Source organism: Clostridium sp. (assembly GCF_036643715.1).
Taxonomy (GTDB): Bacteria; Bacillota; Clostridia; order Clostridiales; family Clostridiaceae; genus Clostridium.
Genome location: NZ_JAVXRL010000007.1, coordinates 13,163 through 39,727 on the forward strand (window position 1 = coordinate 13,163; position 26,565 = coordinate 39,727).

A 26,565-nucleotide genomic window follows, 5' to 3' on the forward strand; every position below is an offset into this window, starting at 1 on the left:
AAACTTACTTTTTAGTTAAAGTAAATGTAAACTTAACACCGCTATCTTTGTAGTTTTCGACCCAGATATCCTCACCATGTTCACTAAGTATTAACCTTACTATAGGTAATCCAAGTCCAGTACTTACTTTATTTGTTCTAGAAACGTCCGCTTTGTAGAATCTATCCCAAATCTTTACTTTTTGTTCTTTTGTTAATAGTTCTCCATCATTATAAATACTTACATACACTTTATTACCTTTAGATGTAGTATCTATTTCGACTCTACCATTTTCAGAACCATATTTAATAGCGTTGTCTATTAAGTTAGTAACTACTTGAGTTAATCTATCGTTATCTCCGATTATATATTGATGTTCTTTTTCTAAAATAACATCAACAGTTAACCCTTTTTTATTTATGGTTCCTTCAAACTTAGCAATTGTATGCTTAAGCATATTGCTTATATCTATCTCTTGCTTATGAAGATTCATCTTACCTGATTCTAATGCCGAAATATCTAGTAAATCATTTATAAGCCTTGATAATCTATCAGTTTCTTCATATACAATATTTAAATAATATCCTTCCCTATCTTTTGGAATTACTCCATCTAATATTCCAGATATAAATCCTTTTATTGATGTAATTGGAGATCTTAATTCATGAGAAACATTTGATATAAATATCCTTCTATTCTCATCAACTTGCTCTAAAGATTCTGCCATTATATTAAATGACTCAGCAAGTTCTCCAATCTCATTGTTAGATTTTATTTCGAGCCTTTGATCTACTTCACCTTTAGCGATTCTCTTAGCTACAGTTGTAACTTTATCTATCGGTTCAATAAGTGATTTTTTACTATAGAAATAAACTACTATACCTCCAGCTACAATAGCTATTAACGCAGTTATCCAAATAACTTCATTAACCCTAATTATAGGAGCTATTATAGTTTCAGCAGGTATAATCATTAATATAACTCCGCTAAAATCACTTTTATTAAATATCGGCTTCAAATATACATAATCGCTTTTGTCACCGGTTTTTACATTACCGTATTCTATTGATTTCCCCTGTTTAAGAATTTCCATATCTTCCTTTGGAATTCCTAAATTTGAAAATTTATAATCTTCATGCTCACTTTTAGAAACTGCATATGTATATCCCATATTGTCAGCAACTAATATATCTGCATTAACTGTTTTACCTACGAAATCCATAACATTTTTAAGTGTTGTAAGATTTGCGCTTTTATCTGAAGCTAAATAAGTTATCGCTGCACTTTCGATTATAGTACTTTCTTTATTTAGTTGCTCTTTCTTATCATCGAAGTAATACTGCTTAAACCAAACAGATAAAACTCCAGCAACAATTATTAGCGCAGTAGCTAAAATTAAAGTGAATGTTATTATAAGCCTATAAACTAAGCTAGTTTTTTTCATTTATTTCACCTCGAATTTGTAGCCTACCCCCCAAACAGTTTCTATTTGCCATGTGTCTCCTGAATGAAGTTTTTCTCTTAATCTCTTAACGTGAACGTCAACAGTTCTTGAGTCTCCTGGGTAATCATATCCCCAAACTTCGCATAGTAACTGTTCTCTTGTGAATACTCTATTTTTATTACAAGCTAAGTAATATAATAGTTCGAATTCTTTAGGTGGCATCTTAACTTCGTTATTTTTATAAATAACTCTGTATGAATTTGCATCTATTGTTAAATCATTGTATTGGATTACTTCTTTGTTTGTGTTATCTGCTGTGTATCTTCTCATTACAGCTTTAACTCTTGCAAGTAATTCTTTTGGTTCGAATGGTTTAACTATGTAATCGTCTGCTCCAAGTTCTAACGCTAAAACTTTATCGAATGTATCACCTTTAGCTGTAAGCATTATTACTGGTGTTGTTCCTTCTTTTCTTATCCATTTTAGGACATCTATACCATCTATGTTTGGAATCATTACATCTAATAACACGATGTCTGGTTTATAATCTAAAAATTGTTCCTCTGCTTCTTTACCATTATGTGCAACTCTTGTATCGTAACCTGCACTTTTAACGTACATATTTATTACTTCGCAAATATTTTCGTCATCATCAACTATTAATACTTTCCCTAAAACGCCTTCCATATCGGCACCTCCGTATTTTTAAATATTGTTAATTTTGTATTATTCATGTTAACTAACAAATATAAATTTATCATTTTTTCAATCTTTTTAATATAGTTTCCACCAAAAGTTACAAATTATTAACTATAAATTATCATTATCTAAAATTTAAAAACCTCTAGTTCATTATCTAGAGGTTTTTAAGTTATAAAAATAACAAATTATGTACTAAGCTTCAAATAATTTACTTATTGGCTCATCATCGTATATTCTTTTTATCGCTTCAGCAAATAATGGTGCTACTGATATTGATTTGAATTTCTCTTTATCAACACCTTCTGGTAATTTTATTGTATTTAACATAACTAACTCTTCAATTGCTGAGTCATTTATTCTTTCAAATGCTGGTCCTGATAATACTCCATGAGTACAACAAGCATAAACATTTTTAGCACCTAAATCTTTAAGTGCATTTGCTGCATTTGAAATAGTTCCTGCTGTATCTATCATATCATCTATTAAGATACACTTCTTACCTTCAACATCACCTATGATGTTCATTATTTCTGATACATTTGCTTTTGGTCTTCTCTTATCTATGATAGCTATTGGTGCATGTAATCTATCTGCAAACTTTCTAGCTCTAGTAACACTACCAAGGTCTGGTGAAACTACTACTACATCATCTTGATCTGCTAATCCCTTATCTACAAAGTATTTTGATAACATTGGTGAACCAACTAAATGGTCAACTGGTATATTGAAATACCCTTGGATTTGTGATGCATGTAAATCCATTGTTAATACTCTGTCTGCTCCAGCAGCTTGTAATATATCTGCAACTAACTTTGCAGTTATTGGATCTCTTGATTTAGCTTTTCTATCTTGTCTTGCATATCCATAGTATGGCATAACTGCTGTTATTCTTCCTGCTGATGCTCTCTTAAAGGCATCTATCATTATTAATAATTCCATTAAGTTATTATTAACTGGTGAACAAGTTGATTGTACTATAAATACATCAGCCCCTCTTACAGTTTCGTTAATATCTACTGATATTTCACCATCACTGAAAGTTCCGACGTTAGAATCACCGACTTTTAATCCTAATATTTTAGCTACTTCCTCAGCTAATTCTGGGTGTGAGTTTCCCGTGAATATTTTAATATTCTTTACATGACTTAACATAATTATTGAAGACCTCCTCAAACTTTAGCTCTTTTTATATATAAATTTTAATTGTCTACTATTTATTCAGTCCCTTTTTCTCTACCCATCCTTTGATGTTTCTTTGTTTAGCTCTAGCTACTGCAAGCTCACCTTCTAAAACATCATTAGTTATTGTAGATCCTGCTGCAATATAAGTATTATCATGAACTTCAACTGGTGATACTAAATTAGTATTACATCCTATAAAGCTATCATTTCCTATTATTGTCTTATTCTTTGTTTTTCCATCGTAGTTTACTACAACTGTTCCACATCCAAAGTTACATCCTGATCCAACTTCTGCATCTCCAATATAAGTTAAATGTGATACTTTTGTTCCATTTCCTATAGTTGATTTCTTTATTTCTACGAAATCTCCTATTCTTGCTTTTTCACCAATCTTACTTTCTGGTCTTATATAAGCAAATGGTCCAACTGTAGTATTCTTTCCTATTTCACTTTCTAATATTACTGATGATTCAACTGTTACGCAATCATTAACAGTACTATCTTTAATTCTGCAGTTTTGCATAATTAAACAATCTGATCCTATTACAGTTTTTCCTTCTAAAATTGTTCCAGGATATATAACTGTATCTCTTCCTATTTGAACATCTATTCCTATATATGTTCCTTTAGGATCAATTAAAGTTACTCCATTTTCTAAATGTTCTGTATTTATTCTATCTCTTAAAAGTCCTTCAGCTTCTGCTAATTGAACTCTTGAGTTAACACCTATTGTATCTTCGTAGTCAGTAACAACTGCTCCTACTTTTTTACCTTCAGCTTTAAGAATACCAACTACATCTGTAAGGTAGTATTCACCTTGGTTATTATTATTTGAAAGCTTATCTAATGAATTAACTAATTCTTCTACATCGAAGCAGTACATAGCTGCATTCATTTCATTAACTAGTAATTCTTCTTCATTACAATCTTTATGTTCTACTATCTTTAGAACGTCTCCGTTTTCGTCTCTTATTATTCTTCCATATCCTGTTGGATCTTCTACCATTGCACTTAATAATGTAGCAGAATTCTTATTTTCTTCATGCTCTTTCATTAGGTTTTCGATAGTGGTTTTCTTTGTTAATGGTGCATCACCTGGAAAGATAACTACTGTTCCTTTTTTTCCTTTTAAGAATTCACTAGCACACTTAACTGCGTGTCCAGTTCCTAGTTGTTCCTCTTGTAGTGAATATGATACATTTCTATCTTTAGTGCCTTCTTTTACTCTTTCAGCACCTTTTCCTACAATTACATCTATCTCTTCTATATCAGCTTTTCTCATGTTATCTATAACATGGTTAACCATTTCTTTTCCACATACTTTGTGTAGAACTTTAGGAATATCAGATTTTATTCTCTTTCCTTGTCCAGCTGCAAGTATTAACGCACATTTATACACTTTACCACCTCATATTATGATAATTATTTATTAATTTAGTATACATTATTTAAATTTTTTTAATAATAAGATATATCTATCTTATTATATTTCAATCATTAGTTCATTTCAAGCATTGCATCCTTTTTAATTCATATAAGCGAAAAAAAATAAAAGGGAAAACCCTTTTATTTTTATTTACAAATTATTATTCTGCATTATTATCTTCTTCTAATGCCTTATCGTATGCTTCAAGAATAGCTGTTTGTATTGTTTCTCTTGAATCAGTGTTTATAGGATGTGCGATATCCTTAAACTCACCATCAGGTGTCTTTCTACTTGGCATTGCTATAAATAACCCATTTTGCCCTTCGATCACCTTAATGTCATGTACTACAAATTGATCATCAAAAGTAACAGATACTATTGCTTTCATTTTTCCATCTGTAGCGATCTTTCTAATTCTCACGTCTGTAATTTGCATTTGACTACACCTCCAGTTGCCTTGATGATATTATATTTCTCCATAGATTGCCAATTTCCTCTTTTTATTTGGAAATATTTTAAAAAATATTGTTTATTTTTTACTTTAGGTGTAATCTTTGTATTTTATTATTGTTTATTCAAAAATCTTAGAAGGACGTATATCTATTATTGAAGATTTATCTACTGAATGTAATTCAACAATTGATACATATTCATCTACTAACTTCTTATCTACTTCTTTATTGTCAACTAAAACTCCAATTCCAACTAACTCACTTTCAAACTCCTTTAAAAGATCCTTTATTCCAATTGCAGTTCCTCCGCCTTTCATGAAATCATCGATGAATATACATTTTGAATTGCTCTTCATTGATTTCTTTGATAAAGACATCTGCTGGAGTCTTCCACTTGTACCTGAAACGTAATTTATTGTCATAGTTGTTCCTTCAGTGAACTTATTTTCTCTTCTTGCTATTACAAGCTGTACCCCTAAATTTCTAGCAACTTCATATGCTAAAGGAATACCCTTAGTTTCAACTGTTATAACATAGTCTACGCCCATATTCTCAAACCATGAAGAAAGAAGTGTTCCTGCGCTGCTTATAATTTCTGGATTATACATTAAATCTGTCATATAAATTATATTTCCTGCAATAACTCTCTCGTCATCTTTTAATAGTTCACATAACTTTGCTGCAAACTCTTTACCTTTAGATATGCTCATCTCTGGAATATACTTTATTCCACCAGCTGCGCCTGATATTGTTTCTATCTTTCCCATCTTAAGTTTTTCTAAAACTTCTCTTACTATAACTATATCTTCACTAATTGTTGATTTTGCCGCATTTAGTAATTCTGAAAATTTATTTAGTCCAATTATTTTATTCGGACTTTCCATTAATATTTTTGTTATTATAACAACTCTACTGTTTCTGCTTAATTTTTCCACAAAAATCACCTACATATTTTTTATTTTACGAATTATTCTTCCTATTTTAGCTCTTAATATTCATATTTTATTCTATATTTTTATATAGTGCAATATGTTTTAGCCCTAGATTTCCTAAATGTTTTTAAATAATTATTAAATTTGGATTATATTTGAAAAAAAATTTAAAATATTCACCTTTTTGTTGTGTTCAATTAAATAAAAATGTATATAATTATAAATGAACTAATAAAAAGGGGTTGATCTCATGTCATTTGATTTTTTAAAAGATACACATAAAAAAGTTCACTTTATAGGAATTGGTGGAATAAGTATGAGCGGTCTTGCTGCTGTACTTTTAAATAATGGATTTAAGGTTTCAGGTTCTGATTCTAAGGAATCACACATCACTAATAGCTTACAAGCTAAAGGAGCTGAAATTCATATAGGCCACAATAGAGAAAACATAAATGATGTTGACTTAGTTGTCTATACTGCTGCTATTCCTCAAGATAATCCTGAAATAGTTGAAGCTAAAGATAATAACATTCAACTTATGGATAGAGCTGAATTTTTAGGACTTATAATGAAAGGTCACAAATATAATGTAGCTGTTGCTGGTACTCATGGTAAAACTACAACTACTAGTATGATTACTAATATGACTTTAAAAGCTGAATTAGATCCAACAATACTTGTTGGTGGAGAAGTTGATATCATAGGTGGTAATTATAGAATAGGAAGTAGCGAATACTTTGTTACAGAAGCATGTGAATATAAAGAATCATTTTTAAAATTCTATCCATATATCGGAATAATTTTAAATATCGATGCTGACCATTTAGATTACTACAGAGATTTAGACCATATAACTGAAACATTTAAGAAATTCTCAACACTTATTCCAGAGGATGGATACTTAATAGGTTATAATGGCGACCAAAATGTAGCTAATATATTAAAGGATGCACCTTGTAATACAATAAGCTACGGATTCGATAATGCAGATGTAACTGCAACAAACATCGAATATGATGCTAGAGGTTGTGCTTCATTTACAGTTTGTAAGGATAATAAAGAATTATTTAATCTTCAATTAAATATGCCAGGTAAGCATAATGTATTAAACTCATTATCAAGTATCTCTGTTGGATTAATATTTAACTTACCTTATGAAGATATAATTGAAGGTTTAGCTGAATGCAAAGGAGCTCACAAAAGATTTGAATATAAAGGTGAAGTAGATGAAATCACTGTAATAGATGATTATGCTCATCACCCTGTTGAAATTCAAGCTACTTTAAGTACAGCTAAGAAAATACCTCACAAGAAAACTGTATGTGTATTCCAACCACATACATATACTAGAACAAAGACATTATTTAATGAATTTACAGAAGCATTTAATGATGCTGATGAACTAATCTTAATGGATATATATGCTGCAAGAGAAAAGGACACTGGCCTTGTTTCTTCTGATGAATTAGGAGATGCAATAAGAGCTAAAGGTGTTAAGTGTACTAATGTTCACTCACATGATGAAGCAGTTTCATACGTTAAGACTATATTACAGCCTGGTGACATGTTATTAACTGTTGGTGCTGGTGATGTTGTTTTAGTTGGAGAAAAATTACTCTCAAAATAATATATAAAAAATAAGCTTTAGAATTTCTAAAGCTTATTTTTTATTTTATTAGTTTTTTAATATAAATTTTCTAACTAAACTAAAGAAAAAATCTTTTAAGTAAGCTGGTATTTCTCTTATTAACGCTTGGAACTCATATTTACTATAGTGATTACACTTTTCACTACATACAGTTGAATGTATCTTTATATTTCTACATATCATTTTAATTCTGGCTAAATGATATGCATCTGATATGATTATTGCACTATGAAGATTTTCTCTTTCCATTATCTCTTTAGAAAACATTAAATTTTCATAAGTATTTCGTGCATTCTTTTCTACAAATATAATATCTTTATTTATCCCTCTTTCAATAAGTTTTTCTTTCATTCCTTCCCCTTCTGTTAAAAGACCTCTTCCTTTCCCAGTAACTATAATATATTTACCCATAGCTTTTTTATAAAGCTCTTCACATTTATTTAATCTTTGAGTCATAAAAAAGCTATTTAAGTTGCATCCTAATATTATAATTACATCACTCTTTTTTGGCTTTGAAATTTTGTGTGTAATTGTTATTTTTAAAATGAGGAAAACTAATATAAGAATTATTACCAAAAATATTATTTTGCACACCGCCTAACAATAGTATATACTATTATATGCAATAGAATATGTTTATTGTGATTTCGACACTATTCTATTTAATTCAGTATGTTTTTATCTATTTCATATTTTTTTACATATTGTGTTTTAATTTTACTGAATTTATTTTATAATTTAAATAATGAACGTTTTTACATGTAAATGTTTAGTTATTAAAAATAAATATAGAGGTGATAAGAAATGGATTTATCAAATACAGCAAAAGCCACTGCAGATTTTATACTTGAAAAAAGTAAGTATAAACCTGAAATAGGATTAATTTTAGGATCTGGCTTAGGATCACTTGCAGATTTAATCGAAGAACCAGAATTTTACCCATATGAAGAATTACCTAATTTCCCTGTATCAACAGTACAAGGACACGAAGGTCGTTTAGTTATTGGTAAACTTGAAGGTAAAGTAGTTGTAGCAATGCAAGGAAGATTCCACTTTTATGAAGGATATTCAATGCAAGTTATTACTTTCCCTGTAAGAGTAATGAAGATGCTTGGCGTGGAAAAGTTAATCGTTACCAATGCAGCAGGATCAGTTAATACAGAGTTTAAACCTGGAGACTTAATGATCATAACAGATCATATTAATTACTCAGGTGCTAATCCTTTAATAGGTAAAAACTTAGATGACTTCGGACCAAGATTCCCAGATATGTCATCAGCTTACAGCCCTCGTCTTAGAGCGATTGCTAAAGAAACTGCTAAAAACTTAGGGATAGACATAAAAGAAGGAGTTTACACTATGTTTAGTGGACCAACTTACGAAACTCCAGCTGAAGTAAAAATGGCAAGAATATTTGGATCAGATGCCGTTGGTATGTCTACAGTTCCTGAAGTAATTGTAGCTAATCATTCTGGTATGGAGATTTTAGGAATCTCATGTTTAACTAACATGGCAGCTGGAATCTTAGATCAACCACTTAACCATGCAGAAGTTATTGAAACTTCTAATAAAGTTAAAAAGAGCTTTATGGCCTTAACAAGAGAGCTTATAAAAAATTTATAAGAAAATTTTTTAATATACAAACAACCGTTTAACCAAATTTAATATACGAAGGAGAAAGAACATTGAGTAGATTTATAGGATTAATTGGTATAGTAGCTATATTAGGTATAGCCGTACTATTTTCAGAAAACAGAAAAAAAATCAATTGGCGTCTAGTTGGAATTGGTCTTGGACTTCAAATAGTCTTCGCACTTATAATATTAAAAGTTCCAGCTGGTAGAGCATTCTTCGAATTTTGTAGTAATGCAATAACTAAGCTACTTGACTTTACTCAAGAAGGTACTAAATTCTTATTTGGTAACTTATTAGACCAAAATACATTCGGTATGATTTTCGCACTTCAAGTGCTACCAACAATTATTTTCTTCTCAGCTTTAATGGGAATACTTTATTACTTAGGAATTATGCAATTTATAGTTAAAATTATAGCAAAAGGCTTATGTAAATTACTTGGTACATCAGGTGCTGAAACATTAAGTGCTGTTGGTAATATTTTCTTAGGCCAAACAGAAGCCCCTCTTTTAGTTAAACCTTTCATTAAGGAAATGACTAAATCAGAGCTTATGGCTATTATGGTCGGTGGTATGGCTACTGTTGCAGGTGGTGTTATGGCAGGATATGTTGCTATGGGTGTTAACGCTGGTGACTTACTTGCTGCAAGTATCATGGCTGCTCCTGCAGGACTTATCTTAGCTAAGATTTTAGTTCCTGAAACAGAAGAACCAAAAACTAAAAATACTACTGATATTCAAATAGAACAAACTTCTTCAAACGTAGTAGAAGCTGCTGCAAATGGAGCTAGTGAAGGTCTTGGTCTTGCATTAAACGTTGCTGCTATGCTTTTAGCATTCGTTGCGCTTATTGCATTACTTAACTACATCTTAGCTTCAATTGGTGGACTATTCGGATTCCCAACACTTAGTTTCCAATGGTTACTTGGAAAACTATTCTCACCATTAACATTTGCAATGGGTATACCAACTTCTGATATATCAGTAGCTGGTAGCTTACTTGGTCAAAAGGTTATGATTAATGAGTTTGTTGCGTACTCAGAATTATCTAAGTACATTGCAGCTGGTACTCTTCAACCTAAGACAATACTTATACTTACTTATGCATTATGCGGATTCGCTAACATAAGTTCAGTTGCTATCCAAATAGGTGGTATAGGTGCATTAGCTCCTGAAAGAAAAGGACTAATCGCTAAATTAGGATTTAAAGCATTACTAGGTGGTGCTCTTGCAACTTGTTTAACAGGAACAATAGCAGGTGTATTATTCTCAATGTAATGTAATATATAGACAAAAAAAAGTGCTTGGATTTTTCCAAGCACTTTTTTATTTATTCTTCTTCATCTTTTGCTGATAATATACTACTTAAAAATACCGTCAAGCATATTACACTAGTTATTGATATAAGTATCGTTATAACCTTTCCAGACACTGTTAAGGGCACTATATCGCCGTATCCTACCGTTGTGAATGTTATAACTGTATAATATAGCAAATCAAAGCTACTTGGGTTATTAGAAAATGACCCTGGCATAGAATAATTTATTACACTTACAGCAAGGAATAAATTAACTATAATCATCATTAAAAGTAGTATGGATGCTATCACTCGCATGTTTCTAACTTTACCATCTCGCCTTCTTATTATTTTACCTTTTACAGCTAATGGATTCTTAATAAGCTTAATTAAAACACTCATATTTAAGTAATATGCAAATGCTAAACCTATAAAAACAATTACATTGGCTTGTTCAAACTGTTTAGGCGATATAATAAATACAAAAAAATAGGTACTTATAAGAAAATATGAAATTAATAAATTATTTTTAAGCTTTTTATTGTCTAGCTTATTTATGAATAAGTGTATGCTAGTTAAGGTAAGTAATACATACCCAACAATAAAATACACACTAACAATAATTCCGATTATTGCTAAAGGAATTACTAATTCTTTCATACTTATCGTACTCTTTTTTATAATTTTTATTACACTTCCACTTATACCAATTGCAGTCATAAGTTCTGCAATTATAAAAACAATACCTTGTACTAATTTAGTGAATTTAGCTTTCCCTTTAAATATTTTTAAGTAAGCTAAGTTAATTTCTTTTATAACTTCTCTAATTATTCTTATTGCTTTATTATTGTTCTCTTTATTTGTAAATATAGCTAATATTGCAACAAAAGTTGTTAAAGCTAATAATAATTTCCCCATATATTAAACCTTTCTAAAACACAAAAAGGAAACCATTAAAATAAACGGCTTCCTTTATTGTAATAAATATTATTTTATTACTGTTAATTCCTTAGTTACTTTGTTTAATCTTTCGCATCCATCTTCAGTAACTAATACTAAATCTTCTATTCTAACTCCAAAGTTATCTTTTAAATACACTCCTGGTTCTATTGAGAATATCATTCCTTTTGAAACTACATTTTCGTTAGTTCCACCAACATCACCTGCATCATGACATTCTATTCCTATACAATGTCCTGTTCTATGAGTGAAGTATTCTCCATATCCCTTCTCTGTAATATAACTTCTTGCAGCATTATCTATATCTTTAAATTTAACTCCTGGCTTAATCATAGCGATAGCTCTTTCATTAGCTTCCTTTACTATGTTATAAATCTTTTCATGTTCTTTTGAAGGTGCTTCTCCAAAGAATACTGTTCTTGTCATATCTGAACAATAATCTTTATAAACTCCTCCCATATCAATTACAATACTTTGACCCTTTTTAAGTTTAGTATCATCTGTTTCATGATGAGGATCTGCTCCATTTGGACAGAATGCAATAATTGGTGTAAATGAAACTTCATTAACCCCCTGCTTTGCATATATTTCTTTTAAAGCTTCTGCATAATAGTTTTCTGTCTTTCCTTCTTCAAGCATAGTCCATAATTCTTTCATTGCTTCATCATTTAACTTTGAAGCTTCTTTCATTATAGCTATTTCTTCTTCATCTTTTATTCTTCTTAAATCATCAACTATAGGAGAAGCATTGTCATAATCTTTAGCTGCATTTAATTTCATTAAGCTTATTAAGAAATGCGCTGGCCATTTTTTATCTACTCCTAAAGTCTTATCCTTATCTATATATTTTGCTAATATTTCTATTGGTTCATCTGTGTCTTCGAATAACACTATATCTACACCTAAGTCCTCATTAACAGGGAACATCTTATTTATTATTAACTTATGATTACCATCCTCTTTTATAAGTAAAGTTATCATTCTTTCTCCTGTATGAAACCATTTACCTGTTAGATAAAATAATGCAGCTTCTGATGAAACTATCATTTGTGATAAGTTGTTTTCTCTCATCTTTTCTATTGCTTTTTGTACTCTATTTTGTTTCATAATTTATCCCTCCGTTTAAAATGTTCTTACTATCTATTATAATATACTGAATTTAAATAACAACTTTATCTATTATTTATTTTATCGTAATACTTTGATGATATAATATTATTTAAGAAAGCCTTAGGAGGATAAGTAAATGAAAATAGCAGTAATCTCAGACATACACGGAAATCTTTACGCTCTAATGAGAGTACTTGAAGATATAGAAGATAAAAATGTTGATACAATAATTTGTTTAGGTGATTTAGTTGGTTATGGACCACACCCTAACGAAGTTATAGCAATGATTAAGAGAAGAAATATTATATGTTTAAAAGGAAATTATGATGCTTCAGTCGTTGATGGAAGTTTTACTTATATAAGAGAAACAAGAACTAATTCATTCTCACTACCATTTGCTGTGGACGAACTTAGAATGGCTAATAAATTTTATTTAAATTCACTTCCAACTTCTTTAACTTTAGAGTTTGAAGGAAAGAAGATTTTATTTGTTCATGGTAGTCCAAATAAGATTAATGAGTATATGTTAGAAAATGAAGATAATACAGCTTCAATTATGGAAAATTTAAATGAAGATGTTTTAGTATGTGCTCATACTCATATACCTTCAATTAAGAAATTTGGTAATAAACTTTTCGTAAATGATGGTAGTGTTGGAAAACCTAAAATAGGTCGTCCAAATCCAACTTATTGTGTACTTGATGTAGAAAAAGATAAAGATGTAAAAGCTACAATCTTTGAAACTGAATATGAAGTTAAAAGAATAATTAAAGATATGACTATGCTTAAGTTCCCTGAAAGTCTAATAAGATCTTTTGAAACTGGTATAGAATAAGTAATAGCTAGATTTGTATTTATGCAAATCTAGCTATTTTCTTTTTTATAATTAATCTAGTCCATCATTAAGTTTTTTTGTTGTAGGACTATCTAATATATTACCTTTATAATCAAATCTTGAACCATGACATGGACAGTCCCATGTTAGTTCATCAGCATTCCAATGAAGTTGACATCCTAAGTGCGAGCACTTTGTCTTTACAATAAATTTTTCACCTTTATCATCCTTATAAACACCAACTTTATGCCCTTTATATTCTACAACTCCACCATGACCATTTTTAATATGTTCTATCTCACTATCTGGTATATATAATTTCTGTGCTATAAAGTTCTTAACTGTTTCTTTAGTGTTTTCCATAAAATTATCTATTGATTCTGTAATATCAATTCTTTCAGGTGAAAATATATTTGAGAAATCATTTTTTCTTCCTAAAACCCTATCTGAAAGTATCATTGCAGCGACCATAGAACCTGTCATACCCCATTTATTAAATCCTGTAGCTACATAAATATCATTTGAATTTAAAGAGTAATTCCCTATGTAAGGTATACTATCTAGACTCATGCAATCTTGAGCTGACCAAATAGCAACTTCCGTTGCATTAGGGTACATTTCTTTAGTAGCACTTCTTAAGGCTTCATAAGATCCACCCTCCTCATTTTGTCCTGTTCTTTGAGGTATACCACCTATTAATAATAAATCTTTATAATTTCTAAAAGAATACCCATCCTTATTAATGTCAATGTACATACCATCAACATTTTCTGCATTTTTTAATGCTATAACATAAGATCTCTCTTGGTGCATTCTCATAAAATAATATCCTGGCGCATTAAATATCGGAAAATGTGTTGTAACTATTATTTTACTTGCATTTATATTACCATTATTAGTAATTACTGTTTTTCCTTCTATATCTAAAGCTCTAGTATTTTCATATATAGTTATATCTTTTGATATTTCTTCTAAAAACTTTAACGGATTAAATTGTGCTTGTTTATTAAATTTTAATCCTATATTTATGTTGAAAGGAAGTTTCGTATCTTTAACTAACTCCGCATCAATTCCTAATTTACATACTGCTTCATACTCTTCCTTAATTTCATCATCTTTATCTAATGAGTATATATAAGATGCTCTTTCTTCAAAGTCGCAATCTATTTTATTCTCATCTATAATTTCTTTAAACTTTCTAATTGCGACTTCGTTAGCTCTTCCATATTCCTTTGCCGCATCTTCTCCAAACTCTTTAATCAATCTGTTGTAAATTAACCCATGCTGAGAAGTAATCTTTCCTGTTGTATTTTTTGTATTACCTCCTAAAATCTCATTACTTTCAATAATAACTGGATTTTCACCACTTTGCTTTAATAAATATGCTGTTAGCAAGCCTGCTATTCCAGCACCTATAATAAGCGTTTTTACTTCTATATCACCATTTAATGACTCTCTTCTTTTTAAATTGCATGATTCACTCCATATTGATTTCATAAAATCACCTCCTTTTTATTGTTCCATTTAACAACAAAAAAATAACTAGAAATTAAATTCTAGTTATTTTTATTATGTTTTACTCTTTTAAAACTCCAACAACTCTAAGATTTTTTAGAATATCTTTTTGCTTTCCATGACATTGTTTAAAACTATTTGTTCCATCAGTTCCAGCTTTGATCCCAAAATGCTGCCCTTCACTAAATCCAACAACACCGGTTACATCATAAATAGAACCATTAACTGCAACATATGCAAGCCTTCCATCCTTACCGTCATATTTAGATAGTTCTGCCAATGTGAATTCTCTCATTCTAGTCTTAGATTCTATTTGCTGCTCTTCAAGTATAAGTTCTAAATCACCTAATATATATTTTATCTCGTTTATTATTTCTTTCTTTTCTGCTTCACCTCTATAAAAAAGCATTCCTTTTAGCTCATTTAACTCTTTCATCTTCTTAATTATAATTTTCTCAAATAACATCTTTTTGCTCCTAACATATAGTGATATATAAGCAATATATGCTAACCTTGTTGCATTTGCTCAAAAAGTATTGTAAAATCAATTTAATATAACATTAAAATATAACTGTGACGAGAAGAGTAACCTTAGGACGTAGTCTTAGCGAGTGAGGGAAGGTGGAAGCCTCATACGAAGCCTTAGAGTGAAGAACATCTCTGAGTTTCTAACCGAAAATTTTATTTAATTAGTAGGCTTAGACGGATTTTCTAGACCGTTAACTTCTAGAATGGGCATAACACTTTGTGCCTACATTTTGAGTTGGCTATATTTTTATAGCAATTTGGGTGGTACCGCGATAGTATCCTTTCGTCCCATAGTTTATGGGGATGGAAGGTTTTTTTATTTTATAAAAAGATAATCATAAATTACAGGAGGTAATATTAATGGATAAAAATACTTTAGTAAAGTCACTTTACAGAAACACTTCTGAGTACTTAAACAAAGAAGTATCACTAACTGGTTGGATTAGAACTTTAAGAGCTTCAAATGCTTTTGGGTTCATTGAAATTAACGATGGTTCTTTCTTTAAGAACGTACAGGTTGTTTTTGATAATAACTTAAGTAACTTTAAGGAACTTGCAAAATTACCAATAAGCTCATCATTAAAAGTTGTTGGTACTTTAGTTGAAACTCCAAATGCAAAGCAACCATTTGAAATTCAAGCTAAGGAAATAGTAATCGAAGGAATGTCAGATTCAGATTACCCATTACAAAAGAAAAGACACACATTCGAATACTTAAGAACAATAGCTCATTTAAGACCAAGAAGTAACGCTTTCTCAGCTGTATTTAGAGTAAGATCAGTTGCAGCTTACGCTATCCACAAATTCTTCCAAGATAAAGGATTTGTTTACACAAACACTCCACTTTTAACTGGTAGTGACTGTGAAGGTGCTGGTGAAATGTTTAGAGTAACAACTCTTGATTTACACAATGTTCCACAAACTGAAGAAGGTGCTATTGATTACTCACAAGACTTCTTCGGAAAAGAAACTAACCTTACAGTTTCAGGTCAATTAAATGCAGAAACTTTTGCTTTAGCATTTAGAGATGTTTATACATTCGGACCAACATTCAGAGCTGAAAATTCAAACACTGCAAGACATGCAGCAGAATTCTGGATGGTAGAACCTGAAATATCATTTGCTGACTTAAACGATGATATGAAGCTTGCAGAAGAAATGCTTACTTATGTAATTAAGTATGTAATGAAAGAATGTCCTGAAGAAATAGCATTCTTTAACCAATTCATCGATAAAGGATTAGTTGAAAGATTAAATCACGTTGCAAATGCAGAGTTTGCTAAGGTTACTTATACAGAAGCTGTTGATATATTAATGAGCTGTGATAAGACATTCGAATACCCAGTTGAATGGGGAATAGATCTTCAAACAGAACATGAAAGATACTTAACAGAAGAACACTTCAAGAGACCTTTATTCGTAACTGACTATCCAAAAGATATTAAAGCATTCTATATGAGAATGAACGATGATAATAAGACAGTTGCTGCTATGGACCTTTTAGTTCCTGGAATAGGAGAAATTATAGGTGGTAGCCAAAGAGAAGAAAGACTTGATGTTCTTAAAGCTAGAATGGCTGAACTTAACTTAAATGAAGAAGATTACTGGTGGTACTTAGAGCTTAGAAAGTACGGAGAAACTAAGCACGCAGGATTCGGTCTTGGATTTGAAAGATTAATCATGTACATCACTGGTATGACAAATATCAGAGACGTTATACCATTCCCAAGAACAACTGGTCAATCAGACTTCTAATATAAAACAAAAAATACTGTAGTGATTTATTAAATCACTACAGTATTTTTTTGTTTTGAGGTTTTATTTATTTTGAAGTTTTATTTTCCTGCAAGCTTTTTATAATTTTCTAATCTTTCCATAGCATCACTATGAGTCTTTTCAAATAGTGCCTCTGCAGCTTCTGGGAATGATTTAGCAAGAGAAGAGTATCTAACTTCTCCCATTAAGAATTCCTTAAAGTCCCCTGTTGGTTCTTTTGAATCTAAAGTAAATGGATTTGTTCCACTTCCCTTTAGTTCTGGATTGAATCTATACATATTCCAGTATCCACAATCAACAGCTCTTTTAGCTTCTACTTGGCTATTACCCATTCCTATTTTAATACCATGATTAATACATGGAGCATATCCGATAATTAATGATGGTCCATCATAATTTTCAGCTTCTGCTATAGCTTTAAGAGTTTGGTTCTTATCAGCTCCCATTGAAACTTGTGCAACATATACATATCCGTATGTCATTGCCATCATTCCAAGGTCTTTCTTCTTAGTTTTCTTACCTGATGCAGCAAATTTAGCAACAGCTGCTGTTGGAGTTGATTTTGAGGATTGACCACCAGTGTTTGAATAAACTTCTGTATCAAATACAAATACGTTTATATTTTCTCCTGATGCTAGTACATGGTCTAATCCACCATATCCAATATCATAAGCCCATCCGTCTCCTCCGAAAATCCATTGAGATGGTCTTATTAAGAAGTCTTGTTCTTCTAATATTTCTTTTGCAAGTTTATTATTTAAGCCTTCTAAAGCATGTACTAATCTATCTGCTCTCTCTCTAGTTTCTGATCCAACTTCTACATTATCTGCCCAAGTTTTAAGAGCTTCTTTAGCTTCACATTCTTCTAGTTCTTCTATAAGCATATTTGCTTTTTCAAATAATCTTTCTCTTATAGCTTTTGCACCTAAAAACATTCCAAGTCCATATTCAGCGTTATCTTCAAATAATGAATTTGCCCATGCAGGACCAAATCCTTTATTATTAGTTGTATATGGAGTTGATGGTGCAGAACCACCCCAAATAGATGAACATCCTGTTGCATTTGAAATTACCATTCTATCTCCAAATAATTGAGTTATAAGCTTAGCATATGGAGTTTCTCCACATCCGCCACAAGCTCCTGAGAACTCAAGTAATGGTTTTTGGAACTGACTACCTTTTACAGTATTCTTATTCATCATGTTTTCTTTTATTGTTACCATTTTAGTTGCATATTCAAAGTTCTCCATCTCATGCTTTTGAGTATGGGCTGGTTTCATAACTAAAGCTTTTCCTTTTGCAGGACAAACCTCAGCACAGTTTCCACATCCAGTACAATCTATAGGATCAATTGAAATTGCAAAGTTCATTCCATCTTCTGATTTTATTCCTTTTGCTTTAGTTAATTTCATTCCTACTGGAGCATTCTTTGATTCTTTTTCAGTTAATAAAAACGGTCTTATTGCAGCATGTGGACATACAAATGAGCATTGATTACATTGTATACATTTGTCTTTATCCCATTCTGGTACATTTATTGCAATCCCTCTTCTTTCGAAGGCTGCTGTTCCTTGTTCAAAAGTACCATCTTCTATTCCATCAAATGCTGATACTGGTAGAGAGAATCCTTCTAACCTATTCATAGGTTCAACAATTTTCTTTATAAAATCTGTTGCACCTTCTAATTCAGGTTTAACTTCATCTTTAGCATCTTTCCATGAATCTAAAACTTTAACTTCAACTAATGAATTAGTTCCTTTATCAATAGCTTCATTATTCATATCAACAATCTTTTGTCCTTTTTTACCGTATGAAGTTACAACTGCTTCTTTTAAATATTTAACAGCATCCTCTATAGGGATAATATTTGCTAATTTAAAGAAAGCTGATTGCATAATCATATTAATTCTTCCACCAAGACCAATCTCTTGTGCTATTTTAACAGCATTTAAAGTGTAGAATTTAATATTGTTATTTGCTATATATCTCTTATATGAAGCTGGTAAGTTCTTTTCTATTTCGTCAGCGTTCCATATAGTGTTTAGTAAAAATGTTCCGTTCTTCTTTAATCCATCTAAAACATTATATTTATGAACGTATGCCTGATTATGACAAGCTATAAAGTCTGCTTTATCTACTAAATAAGGTGATTTTATTGGTTCTTTACCAAATCTTAAATGTGATACTGTAACCCCACCTGATTTTTTAGAATCATATGAGAAATATCCTTGAGCATACATTTCTGTATGGTCTCCAATAATTTTTATAGCACTCTTATTCGCACCAACAGTACCATCTGATCCAAGCCCCCAGAACTTACATGAAACAGTGCCTTTTTTAGTTGCATCTATATCTTCTGATATTTCTAGTGATGTGTTAGTTACATCATCTACTATTCCTATAGTAAATCCATTCTTTGGTTCTTCCTTATTTAAGTTATCATATACAGCAACTATATGACTTGGATTTGGATCTTTTGAACCTAATCCATATCTTCCACCGATTATTAATGGTGAATCTTTCACATCGTTAAATGCACCTACAACATCTAAATAAAGTGGTTCTCCGTTGCTTCCTGGTTCTTTAGTCTTATCTAAAACAGCAATCTTCTTAACTGTTTCCGGGATTACCTTCTTTAATCTTTCAACATCAAATGGTCTGTAAAGTCTTACTTTAACAACACCAACTTTTTGTCCTCTATCATTTAAGTAATCTACTGTTTCTTCACATAAATCTGTACATGATCCCATAGCTATAATTATTCTATCTGCATCCTTTGCACCATAGTAATCGAAACAGTGATATTCTCTTCCAGTTATTCTTGTAATTTCAGCCATATATCCTTCAACAATGTCTGGTACGGCATCGTAAAATTTATTTACAGCTTCTCGTTCTTGGAAATAAATATCTGGATTTTGAGCAGTTCCTCTAGTTACAGGATGATTTGGACTTAATGCTCTTTTTCTAAATGCTTTTAAAGCATCCATATCTATTAATGGTCTTAAATCTTCTTGATCTAATACCTCTATTTTTTGTATTTCGTGTGAAGTTCTAAATCCATCAAAGAAATTTAAAAATGGAATTCTTGACTTAATTGCAGCTAAATGTGCTACAGCTGATAAATCCATAACTTCTTGAACTGCGCCCTCAGCAAGTATTGCAAATCCAGTTTGTCTTGTTGCCATGACATCTTGATGATCCCCAAAAATACTTAGTGACGAAGCAGCTATTGCTCTAGCGGCCACATGGAATACTCCTGGAAGTAATTCTCCAGCCATTTTATACATGTTTGGAATCATTAATAATAATCCTTGTGATGCAGTATATGTAGTTGTTAACGCACCACCTTGTAATGATCCATGAACTGCACCTGAAGCACCTGCTTCTGATTGCATTTCCATAATTTTAACTGGTTGTCCAAAGATATTCTTTCTTCCTTTTGCTGCCCATTCATCGACATGTTCAGCCATTGGTGATGATGGTGTTATTGGATAAATTGCTGTAACTTCTGTAAATGCATATGAGATATGAGCTGCAGCAGTGTTACCATCCATAGTCTTCATTGTCTTCATAGTATCATCTCCTTTTTTGAATTTATCTTTAGTAAGTTTCAAAAAAACTTTCTAACACAAATAATTATATACTCCTTAGAATTTATTTTATAATACTAATAATTTATAGTATCAATAGCCTAATTCGTATGTATTCTAATAACTTATATGAAAAAAGTTATCCACAAAGATGTTTTGAATCAATAAATTATCCACATATATGTGGATAATTCCTATGGATTATTTATATATATAAACGCAAAAAAACTTGCTGAGTTTTCAGAATCTCAGCAAGTTTCGTATATTGAAATTTTAGGGACCTCTTTTTATTATAAAAGTCTAACTACATTTTCTACTGTTCTCTCTAAATTTTTACTACCGTCTTTTAGAGCAGTATCTAAGTCAATAACACCTGGAGTAATTGAGAAGATTGAAGTAACACCTATATCATAAAGATTTTCTACTCCATCTAATATTCTTCCACCAAAAGCTATAGTCCTTGCACCTTGCTTTTTAGCTACAGTTGCAACTCCCATTGGTGTCTTTCCAAATATAGTTTGAGAATCAATACTTCCTTCACCTGTTAATAAGTAATCAGAACCCTTAAGCTTCTCTTCAAGGTTCGTATGTTTTATTACAAGTTCGATTCCTCTTTTAAGTTCTCCATTTAAAAATGCTAAAAGTGCAGCTCCAAGACCGCCTGCAGCTCCAGCTCCTTCAGCATCTTTTATATCTTTTCCTAAGTACTCTTTAATCTTATTTGCATAATGCTCTAAATTTTTATCAAGTTCTAGAACCATCTCTTCTGTTGCTCCCTTTTGAGGACCAAAAACATGAGATGCTCCAGTTATTCCACATAAAGGATTAGTTACATCACATGCAACTTCTATACTTACGTCTTTTAATCTTTCATCTAAACTACTTACATCAATCTTATGAAGATTACTTAAAGCTCCACCACCAAAAGGAAGTTCATTAGAATTTTCATCAAGAAGCTTAACTCCTAATGCTTGAAGCATTCCAGCTCCACCATCATTTGTAGCACTTCCTCCAATTCCAATAACTATACTGTCTGCTCCATTATCTAATGCAGCTTTAATAATTTCTCCAGTTCCATAAGTTGTTGTAATCATTGGATTTCTATCATCTCTATTTACAAGTGCTATTCCACTAGCTTCAGCCATTTCGATAACAGCTGTTTTTGAATTACCAAGCATTCCAAAGCTTGCTTCAGTAGCCTCGCCTAAAGGTCCTTTTACCATTACTTTTTTAATAGAACCACCTGTTGCCAAAACTAAAGCTTCAACAGTGCCTTCTCCGCCGTCTGCCATTGGTACCTTAATGCATTCTGCATCTTTTATTACTTTCTTTATGCCTCTCTCCATTGCATTACAAGCTTCCATAGAAGACATGCTTTCTTTAAATGAATCTGGTGCTAATACAAATTTCATAGTAATTCTCCCTCTTTTCTAAACTTTATAGTATAAATCCAAATATTATAGTTGATACAATTGTCATTGAAAGTCCAACTAATGATTCATATGGTATAAGTTTTAATCTTTCGTTCATTTCCATTGATACACTTCCGCCAGTTGCATGGAAGAAGCTACCGTGTGGTAAGTGATCTAATACTGTTGCTCCAACATGTATCATTGCTGCTGTTGCAAGTGGTGCTACTCCAAGACCAACTATTGTAGGTCCAAATACTGATGTTGCAACTGCTGTTCCTGATGTTGTTGATGCTGTTGCAGCTGACATTAAAATACCTGATATTGGTGCTAATGCAAAGCTTGGTAATCCAAGTGAATTAACTCCTGATATTATTACATCTTTAAGTCCTGAATTTGCTATAATTCCAGCAAGTGTACCAGTTCCTATTAAAAGAATGGCAACTCCACTCATCTTAGCTAATCCAAATGTTGCATATCTATTTAAATATCTTATCTTACCCATTGCAAGTATTCCACAAATCCCTCCAACTGGAAGTGCTATAAGTGGATCAATTGCTATGTTTGCGATTGGTCTTAACATTAATAATACGATTGCTACTATAGGTCCAACCATTGCAGTAAAGAAACTAGGCATATTTTCTACCTCTTTAAGTTTTTCTTCTTCACTAACAAAACTACCTTTTTGCTTTAATCTTTTTGAAATAATACATGTAACTATAATTCCGATAATTGCTGGTATTACACCTGCAAGCATAACTGAAGTTAATGGAACTCCAAGGTTATCTGCTGCTGCTATTGTATTTGGGTTTGGAGACATTATATTACCAGCCTTACCTCCACCAACCATAGCGATTAATATAGCTGTTTTTGTTAATCCTGATCTTTGTGCTATTGCAAGTGCTATTGGTGCAACTGTTATAACAGCAACATCAACAAATACTCCAACCATTGTAAGTACTGTTGTTGCTATTGTAAGTGCAACTAATGCTCTTGATTCTCCTATTTTTTCAACAATTGTTTCTGCAATTTTAGCTGCTGCTCCTGATTCTATTAAAACCCCCGCTAAAACTCCAGCTGTAAGTATTCTAAGTATCGCAGGAATCATTCCTTTAGCTCCATCCATCATTAATGAAACTGTTCCTTCAATTCCGGCTCCTCCAATTAATCCACCAACAATTGCTCCAACTATTAATCCGTATGCTGGGTGAACTTTCTTTACAATTAATACAATTGCTACTACTAAAGCAACAATTGCTCCTAATGCTGTAACTGTAATATCCATTACTTTGTCTCCTTTCATCTTTTGTACTTACTAATTGTAAAGGTTCTTGTAAATAATTTCATTATATAAACACCCAAACTTATTTATATATTTTTTGTGCATTTGCCCAAATTACACTTGAAGTTTAAATCCTATATAACTTGATAAAAATTGAAATACATCAATATAATTTTCAAAACTTAATGAGGTTATTTCTTCAATTTTTTTAAGTCTATAGTTAAGTGTATTTCTATGAATATGTAACTTTTCTGCTATTCTATTCTTCTCTCCATTAAAATCAAAGTAAGCTATGAATGTTTCAAGTAATTCATATCCTTCATTTTTAACTTTCTCTATAATGTATTGATTTTCATCTTGAAAAAAGAAATCTTCCATATAATAAAAAAGTTTTATCTTCTTATAAAAATTAACTCTCTCTTCACCATAAAGCTTATCTCCAATCTTCAATGCCTCAATACCTTCAATTAATGAATTTTGAAGAATTTTATGCCACTCTCCAATTCCAATGCTTATTTTATATTTATTTAAAATTTTATCTATCTTAAGAACCTTTTCATCGAAATTATTATCTCTAAGTAATATTATTGCAAATTTATCATTTGCTATACTTATAAAATGTTCATCCTTAACTAATACGTTCTTAAGCTTAACTATTATTTTATTTTCATCTTTTTTTTCATAATTTAATATTATAACTGACATCTTTTTCGTTATATCAACGCCTAAAGATTTACCTCTTTGTATAAAATCATTATCATATTCCTTATTTGAATATAAAAGCTCATATATAAATTCTTCTTCTAATTTCTTCTTTATTAAGTATTCATTTAAAGTATATTCTTGATTTATTAGTAATTCCGCAGTTACAGAAACTATTTTAGAAAACTGTCTAACCTTTTCAGGATTTCCTGTTATTCCAATTACGCCAATTGCTTTTCCCATAAAAAATATAGGAGTATTAACACCAGGTTTAACACCTCCTACACTTTCATTTATTTCTACAACAGATTTTCTCTTTAGGGTTTCTATAGCGCCTTCATGAATATGCCCAACTCTACTAAGATCACCACTTCCAATAATGACACCTCTATCATCCATTATATTTACGTTGTATGGAATTACTTTCATCATTCTCTCAGAAATATTTTGAGCAAGTTCTCTACTAAGCATACAAAACGACCTCCCTAATTTATTAATCTAATTTATTTAATTCCTTATATTTCCCTTTAAATTTTCCCTCCCCATAATATAGCATCCCCAAAATGCTTTACTATATTTTAACATAGTAATTACTTTATCTTATAAAAAAAAGTGACCTTAAAAGGTCACTTTAAATAGGAATTTTCCTATTAATTTTCTCTTTCTTTTGCGAATTCATAAATTGTATTTACAGGAACTCCTGTACCACCTTTTTCTTTATAAGGTTTTGGTGAATCTGTCCATGCTGTTCCTGCAATATCTAAGTGTAGAAATGGTATTCCCTCTGGAACAAAATCTTCAACAAAAAGTCCTGCTGTTATTGTGCCTGCATCTCTTCCACCAATATTTTTCAAGTCAGCTATATCTGATTTTAAAAGTTCCTTATATTCAGGGAAAGCTGGTAATTGCCATACTTTTTCTCCTGTATATTTTGTTACTTCTTCAAATTCTTTATATAAATCTTCATCATTAGTTACTGCTGCTGTTGTTGTTTCTCCAAGCGCTACTAATGCTGCTCCTGTAAGAGTTGCCATCTCAACAACTTCATTAACCTTTTCTTTAGTTGTTATATAAGTTACAGCATCAGCTAAAGTTAATCTTCCTTCTGCATCTGTGTTTAATACCTCTATAGTCTTACCAGCCATACTGCTTATAATATCTCCTGGCTTGTACGCCTTACCTGAAATCATATTTTCACAAGCAGCAACAACACCAATTACATTCATTTTTAATTTTCTCTTTGCAATTATAGACATTGCGCCTATTACAGCCGCTGCACCACCCATGTCTGATTTCATAGTTTTCATACCATCAGTTGGTTTTATTGAATATCCACCTGAATCGTAAGTTAATCCCTTACCAACAAGACCAAGTCTATCTTTCTTGTTTTCCTTGTCTCCAAAATATCTCATAACGATAAGTTTTGGTTCTCTACTAGATCCCTTTGCAACGGATAAGAAAGCTTCCATTCCAAGGGCACCTATTTTTCCTTCTTCAATAACTTCCACTTCGAAGCCACATTCATCACCAATTATTATAGCTTCATCAGCTAACATTTCTGGATACATTTCATTTGCTGGTTCATTAACTAAGTTTCTAGCTATTATTATACCTTTAGCTATTTCCATTCCTTCAACTATAAATGATTCAATATCTTCAATCATAGACTCTTCTATGTTATATCCTGACATTGATACAAATACATCTTCCTTAACTTCTTTATCAGTCTTATATTTGTTAAATTCATAGTCTGAAAGCATTAATGATATTGTCATAGCTTTAGCCATTTCACAAACATCTAATTCTTTAGTGTTTATCATTCTAACAACTATATCATTATTTTTAAGTTCTTTCATTTTATTATATGCTTTTGAAAGGTTAACTTTAATTTTCTCTAAAGTTATATCATCTTCCTTTCCAAGACCTAATAAAACTATGTCTTCTATCTTTCCTTCAACTTCATTAGTGAAAGTATAAACTTCCCCTTCCTTTCCGCTGAACTTACCATTTTTATTTAAGTGTTGTATCATTTTATTTATTTCAGGAGTCTTTAATTCTAACTTCTCTTCAAATAAAGAAATGATAACACCTTGTACTTCTGACCATTTTTTAGCCTTTGCACTTACTTTCATAATATTCTCTCCCTTCTAATTTTATCTTTA

The 26,565-nt window shown here is 31.1% G+C and carries 21 protein-coding genes and 1 other annotated feature; of the genes, 5 read left to right on the forward strand and 16 right to left on the reverse strand.

Going from position 1 to position 26,565, the window contains the following annotated elements; genetic code table 11:
* Window positions 1-4: 4 nt before the first annotated feature.
* The 6 genes from RSF37_RS03600 to purR form a co-directional block, all read right to left on the reverse strand.
* Window positions 5-1,423: a sensor histidine kinase gene (locus tag RSF37_RS03600; protein ID WP_332563022.1), complete on the reverse strand. Its 1,419-nt coding sequence runs from the start codon at window positions 1,421-1,423 to the stop codon at window positions 5-7.
* Window positions 1,424-2,110, reverse strand: a complete 687-nt coding sequence (locus RSF37_RS03605) for a response regulator transcription factor (RefSeq protein WP_039312599.1) — start codon at window positions 2,108-2,110, stop codon at window positions 1,424-1,426.
* A gap of 207 nt (window positions 2,111-2,317) precedes the next feature.
* Window positions 2,318-3,277, reverse strand: coding sequence for a ribose-phosphate diphosphokinase (locus tag RSF37_RS03610; RefSeq protein ID WP_332563023.1), 960 nt, complete (start codon window positions 3,275-3,277; stop codon window positions 2,318-2,320).
* 58 nt (window positions 3,278-3,335) lie between these two features.
* Window positions 3,336-4,706 (reverse strand): bifunctional UDP-N-acetylglucosamine diphosphorylase/glucosamine-1-phosphate N-acetyltransferase GlmU, encoded by a 1,371-nt coding sequence (gene glmU, locus RSF37_RS03615; RefSeq protein WP_332563024.1) that lies wholly within the window; start codon window positions 4,704-4,706, stop codon window positions 3,336-3,338.
* Between the two features lie 187 nt (window positions 4,707-4,893).
* The gene (gene spoVG, locus RSF37_RS03620; RefSeq protein ID WP_332563025.1) at window positions 4,894-5,169 is read right to left on the reverse strand and encodes a septation regulator SpoVG; all 276 of its coding nucleotides are present in this window, start codon (window positions 5,167-5,169) and stop codon (window positions 4,894-4,896) included.
* A gap of 135 nt (window positions 5,170-5,304) precedes the next feature.
* Complete coding sequence (gene purR, locus RSF37_RS03625) at window positions 5,305-6,120, reverse strand: pur operon repressor (RefSeq protein ID WP_332563026.1); 816 nt, start codon at window positions 6,118-6,120, stop codon at window positions 5,305-5,307.
* Between the two features lie 247 nt (window positions 6,121-6,367).
* On the opposite strand from purR, the gene murC reads away from it, so the two are divergent.
* The gene (gene murC / locus RSF37_RS03630) at window positions 6,368-7,744 is read left to right on the forward strand and encodes a UDP-N-acetylmuramate--L-alanine ligase (protein WP_332563027.1); all 1,377 of its coding nucleotides are present in this window, start codon (window positions 6,368-6,370) and stop codon (window positions 7,742-7,744) included.
* A 48-nt stretch (window positions 7,745-7,792) separates the two neighbouring features.
* Here the strand turns inward: murC and RSF37_RS03635 are convergent, their stop codons facing one another.
* The gene (locus tag RSF37_RS03635; RefSeq protein WP_332563028.1) at window positions 7,793-8,359 is read right to left on the reverse strand and encodes a YdcF family protein; all 567 of its coding nucleotides are present in this window, start codon (window positions 8,357-8,359) and stop codon (window positions 7,793-7,795) included.
* Window positions 8,360-8,569: 210 nt separating this feature from the next.
* Between RSF37_RS03635 and RSF37_RS03640 the strand changes: the two genes are divergently transcribed.
* A complete protein-coding gene (locus RSF37_RS03640; protein WP_332563029.1) occupies window positions 8,570-9,388 on the forward strand; it encodes a purine-nucleoside phosphorylase in 819 nt (272 codons plus the stop codon).
* Between the two features lie 62 nt (window positions 9,389-9,450).
* Window positions 9,451-10,677, forward strand: coding sequence for a NupC/NupG family nucleoside CNT transporter (locus RSF37_RS03645; protein ID WP_332563030.1), 1,227 nt, complete (start codon window positions 9,451-9,453; stop codon window positions 10,675-10,677).
* A gap of 52 nt (window positions 10,678-10,729) precedes the next feature.
* Here RSF37_RS03645 and RSF37_RS03650 read toward each other — a convergent pair whose 3' ends face one another.
* Both RSF37_RS03650 and RSF37_RS03655 read right to left on the reverse strand, forming a co-directional pair.
* Window positions 10,730-11,614: a potassium channel family protein gene (locus RSF37_RS03650; RefSeq protein ID WP_332563031.1), complete on the reverse strand. Its 885-nt coding sequence runs from the start codon at window positions 11,612-11,614 to the stop codon at window positions 10,730-10,732.
* A gap of 69 nt (window positions 11,615-11,683) precedes the next feature.
* Window positions 11,684-12,763, reverse strand: a complete 1,080-nt coding sequence (locus tag RSF37_RS03655; RefSeq protein WP_332563032.1) for a M24 family metallopeptidase — start codon at window positions 12,761-12,763, stop codon at window positions 11,684-11,686.
* Window positions 12,764-12,902: 139 nt separating this feature from the next.
* Between RSF37_RS03655 and RSF37_RS03660 the strand changes: the two genes are divergently transcribed.
* Complete coding sequence (locus tag RSF37_RS03660) at window positions 12,903-13,601, forward strand: metallophosphoesterase family protein (protein WP_332563033.1); 699 nt, start codon at window positions 12,903-12,905, stop codon at window positions 13,599-13,601.
* A gap of 51 nt (window positions 13,602-13,652) precedes the next feature.
* Here the strand turns inward: RSF37_RS03660 and RSF37_RS03665 are convergent, their stop codons facing one another.
* Both RSF37_RS03665 and RSF37_RS03670 read right to left on the reverse strand, forming a co-directional pair.
* Window positions 13,653-15,098 carry an FAD-dependent oxidoreductase gene (locus RSF37_RS03665; RefSeq protein WP_332563034.1) on the reverse strand — a complete coding sequence of 482 codons (1,446 nt, stop codon included), beginning with the start codon at window positions 15,096-15,098 and terminating at the stop codon, window positions 13,653-13,655.
* Window positions 15,099-15,177: 79 nt separating this feature from the next.
* Window positions 15,178-15,582: a cytochrome b5 domain-containing protein gene (locus RSF37_RS03670; protein WP_332563035.1), complete on the reverse strand. Its 405-nt coding sequence runs from the start codon at window positions 15,580-15,582 to the stop codon at window positions 15,178-15,180.
* Between the two features lie 98 nt (window positions 15,583-15,680).
* Window positions 15,681-15,938 (forward strand) — a binding site (T-box leader).
* Between the two features lie 66 nt (window positions 15,939-16,004).
* Here RSF37_RS03670 and asnS point away from each other — a divergent pair.
* Window positions 16,005-17,399, forward strand: a complete 1,395-nt coding sequence (gene asnS / locus RSF37_RS03675; protein WP_332563036.1) for an asparagine--tRNA ligase — start codon at window positions 16,005-16,007, stop codon at window positions 17,397-17,399.
* 80 nt (window positions 17,400-17,479) lie between these two features.
* On the opposite strand, the gene nifJ is transcribed toward asnS, so the two are convergent.
* From nifJ to RSF37_RS03700, 5 genes are all read right to left on the reverse strand, one after another.
* Window positions 17,480-20,992: a pyruvate:ferredoxin (flavodoxin) oxidoreductase gene (gene nifJ / locus RSF37_RS03680; RefSeq protein ID WP_332563037.1), complete on the reverse strand. Its 3,513-nt coding sequence runs from the start codon at window positions 20,990-20,992 to the stop codon at window positions 17,480-17,482.
* A 308-nt stretch (window positions 20,993-21,300) separates the two neighbouring features.
* A complete protein-coding gene (locus RSF37_RS03685) occupies window positions 21,301-22,422 on the reverse strand; it encodes a glycerate kinase (RefSeq protein WP_332563038.1) in 1,122 nt (373 codons plus the stop codon).
* A 25-nt stretch (window positions 22,423-22,447) separates the two neighbouring features.
* On the reverse strand, window positions 22,448-23,704 hold the full coding sequence (locus RSF37_RS03690; RefSeq protein WP_332563039.1) for a GntP family permease: 1,257 nt from the start codon (window positions 23,702-23,704) through the stop codon (window positions 22,448-22,450).
* Window positions 23,705-23,815: 111 nt separating this feature from the next.
* Window positions 23,816-24,874, reverse strand: coding sequence for a CdaR family transcriptional regulator (locus RSF37_RS03695; RefSeq protein ID WP_332563040.1), 1,059 nt, complete (start codon window positions 24,872-24,874; stop codon window positions 23,816-23,818).
* A gap of 179 nt (window positions 24,875-25,053) precedes the next feature.
* Window positions 25,054-26,538 (reverse strand): leucyl aminopeptidase, encoded by a 1,485-nt coding sequence (locus tag RSF37_RS03700; protein ID WP_442878702.1) that lies wholly within the window; start codon window positions 26,536-26,538, stop codon window positions 25,054-25,056.
* Window positions 26,539-26,565 lie beyond the last annotated feature (27 nt).

What these genes read in the sequence shown, in the direction of transcription:
- RSF37_RS03640 (WP_332563029.1), top strand. Translation starts at nt 8,570, where the DNA reads ATGGATTTATCAAATACAGCAAAAGCCACTGCAGATTTTATACTTGAA.
- RSF37_RS03670 (WP_332563035.1), bottom strand. Translation starts at nt 15,582, where the DNA reads ATGTTATTTGAGAAAATTATAATTAAGAAGATGAAAGAGTTAAATGAG.
- RSF37_RS03610 (WP_332563023.1), bottom strand. Translation starts at nt 3,277, where the DNA reads ATGTTAAGTCATGTAAAGAATATTAAAATATTCACGGGAAACTCACAC.
- murC (WP_332563027.1), top strand. Translation starts at nt 6,368, where the DNA reads ATGTCATTTGATTTTTTAAAAGATACACATAAAAAAGTTCACTTTATA.
- asnS (WP_332563036.1), top strand. Translation starts at nt 16,005, where the DNA reads ATGGATAAAAATACTTTAGTAAAGTCACTTTACAGAAACACTTCTGAG.
- RSF37_RS03605 (WP_039312599.1), bottom strand. Translation starts at nt 2,110, where the DNA reads ATGGAAGGCGTTTTAGGGAAAGTATTAATAGTTGATGATGACGAAAAT.
- RSF37_RS03660 (WP_332563033.1), top strand. Translation starts at nt 12,903, where the DNA reads ATGAAAATAGCAGTAATCTCAGACATACACGGAAATCTTTACGCTCTA.
- RSF37_RS03655 (WP_332563032.1), bottom strand. Translation starts at nt 12,763, where the DNA reads ATGAAACAAAATAGAGTACAAAAAGCAATAGAAAAGATGAGAGAAAAC.
- RSF37_RS03650 (WP_332563031.1), bottom strand. Translation starts at nt 11,614, where the DNA reads ATGGGGAAATTATTATTAGCTTTAACAACTTTTGTTGCAATATTAGCT.
- RSF37_RS03685 (WP_332563038.1), bottom strand. Translation starts at nt 22,422, where the DNA reads ATGAAATTTGTATTAGCACCAGATTCATTTAAAGAAAGCATGTCTTCT.
- RSF37_RS03665 (WP_332563034.1), bottom strand. Translation starts at nt 15,098, where the DNA reads ATGAAATCAATATGGAGTGAATCATGCAATTTAAAAAGAAGAGAGTCA.
- RSF37_RS03600 (WP_332563022.1), bottom strand. Translation starts at nt 1,423, where the DNA reads ATGAAAAAAACTAGCTTAGTTTATAGGCTTATAATAACATTCACTTTA.
- spoVG (WP_332563025.1), bottom strand. Translation starts at nt 5,169, where the DNA reads ATGCAAATTACAGACGTGAGAATTAGAAAGATCGCTACAGATGGAAAA.
- nifJ (WP_332563037.1), bottom strand. Translation starts at nt 20,992, where the DNA reads ATGAAGACAATGAAGACTATGGATGGTAACACTGCTGCAGCTCATATC.
- RSF37_RS03695 (WP_332563040.1), bottom strand. Translation starts at nt 24,874, where the DNA reads ATGCTTAGTAGAGAACTTGCTCAAAATATTTCTGAGAGAATGATGAAA.
- RSF37_RS03690 (WP_332563039.1), bottom strand. Translation starts at nt 23,704, where the DNA reads ATGGATATTACAGTTACAGCATTAGGAGCAATTGTTGCTTTAGTAGTA.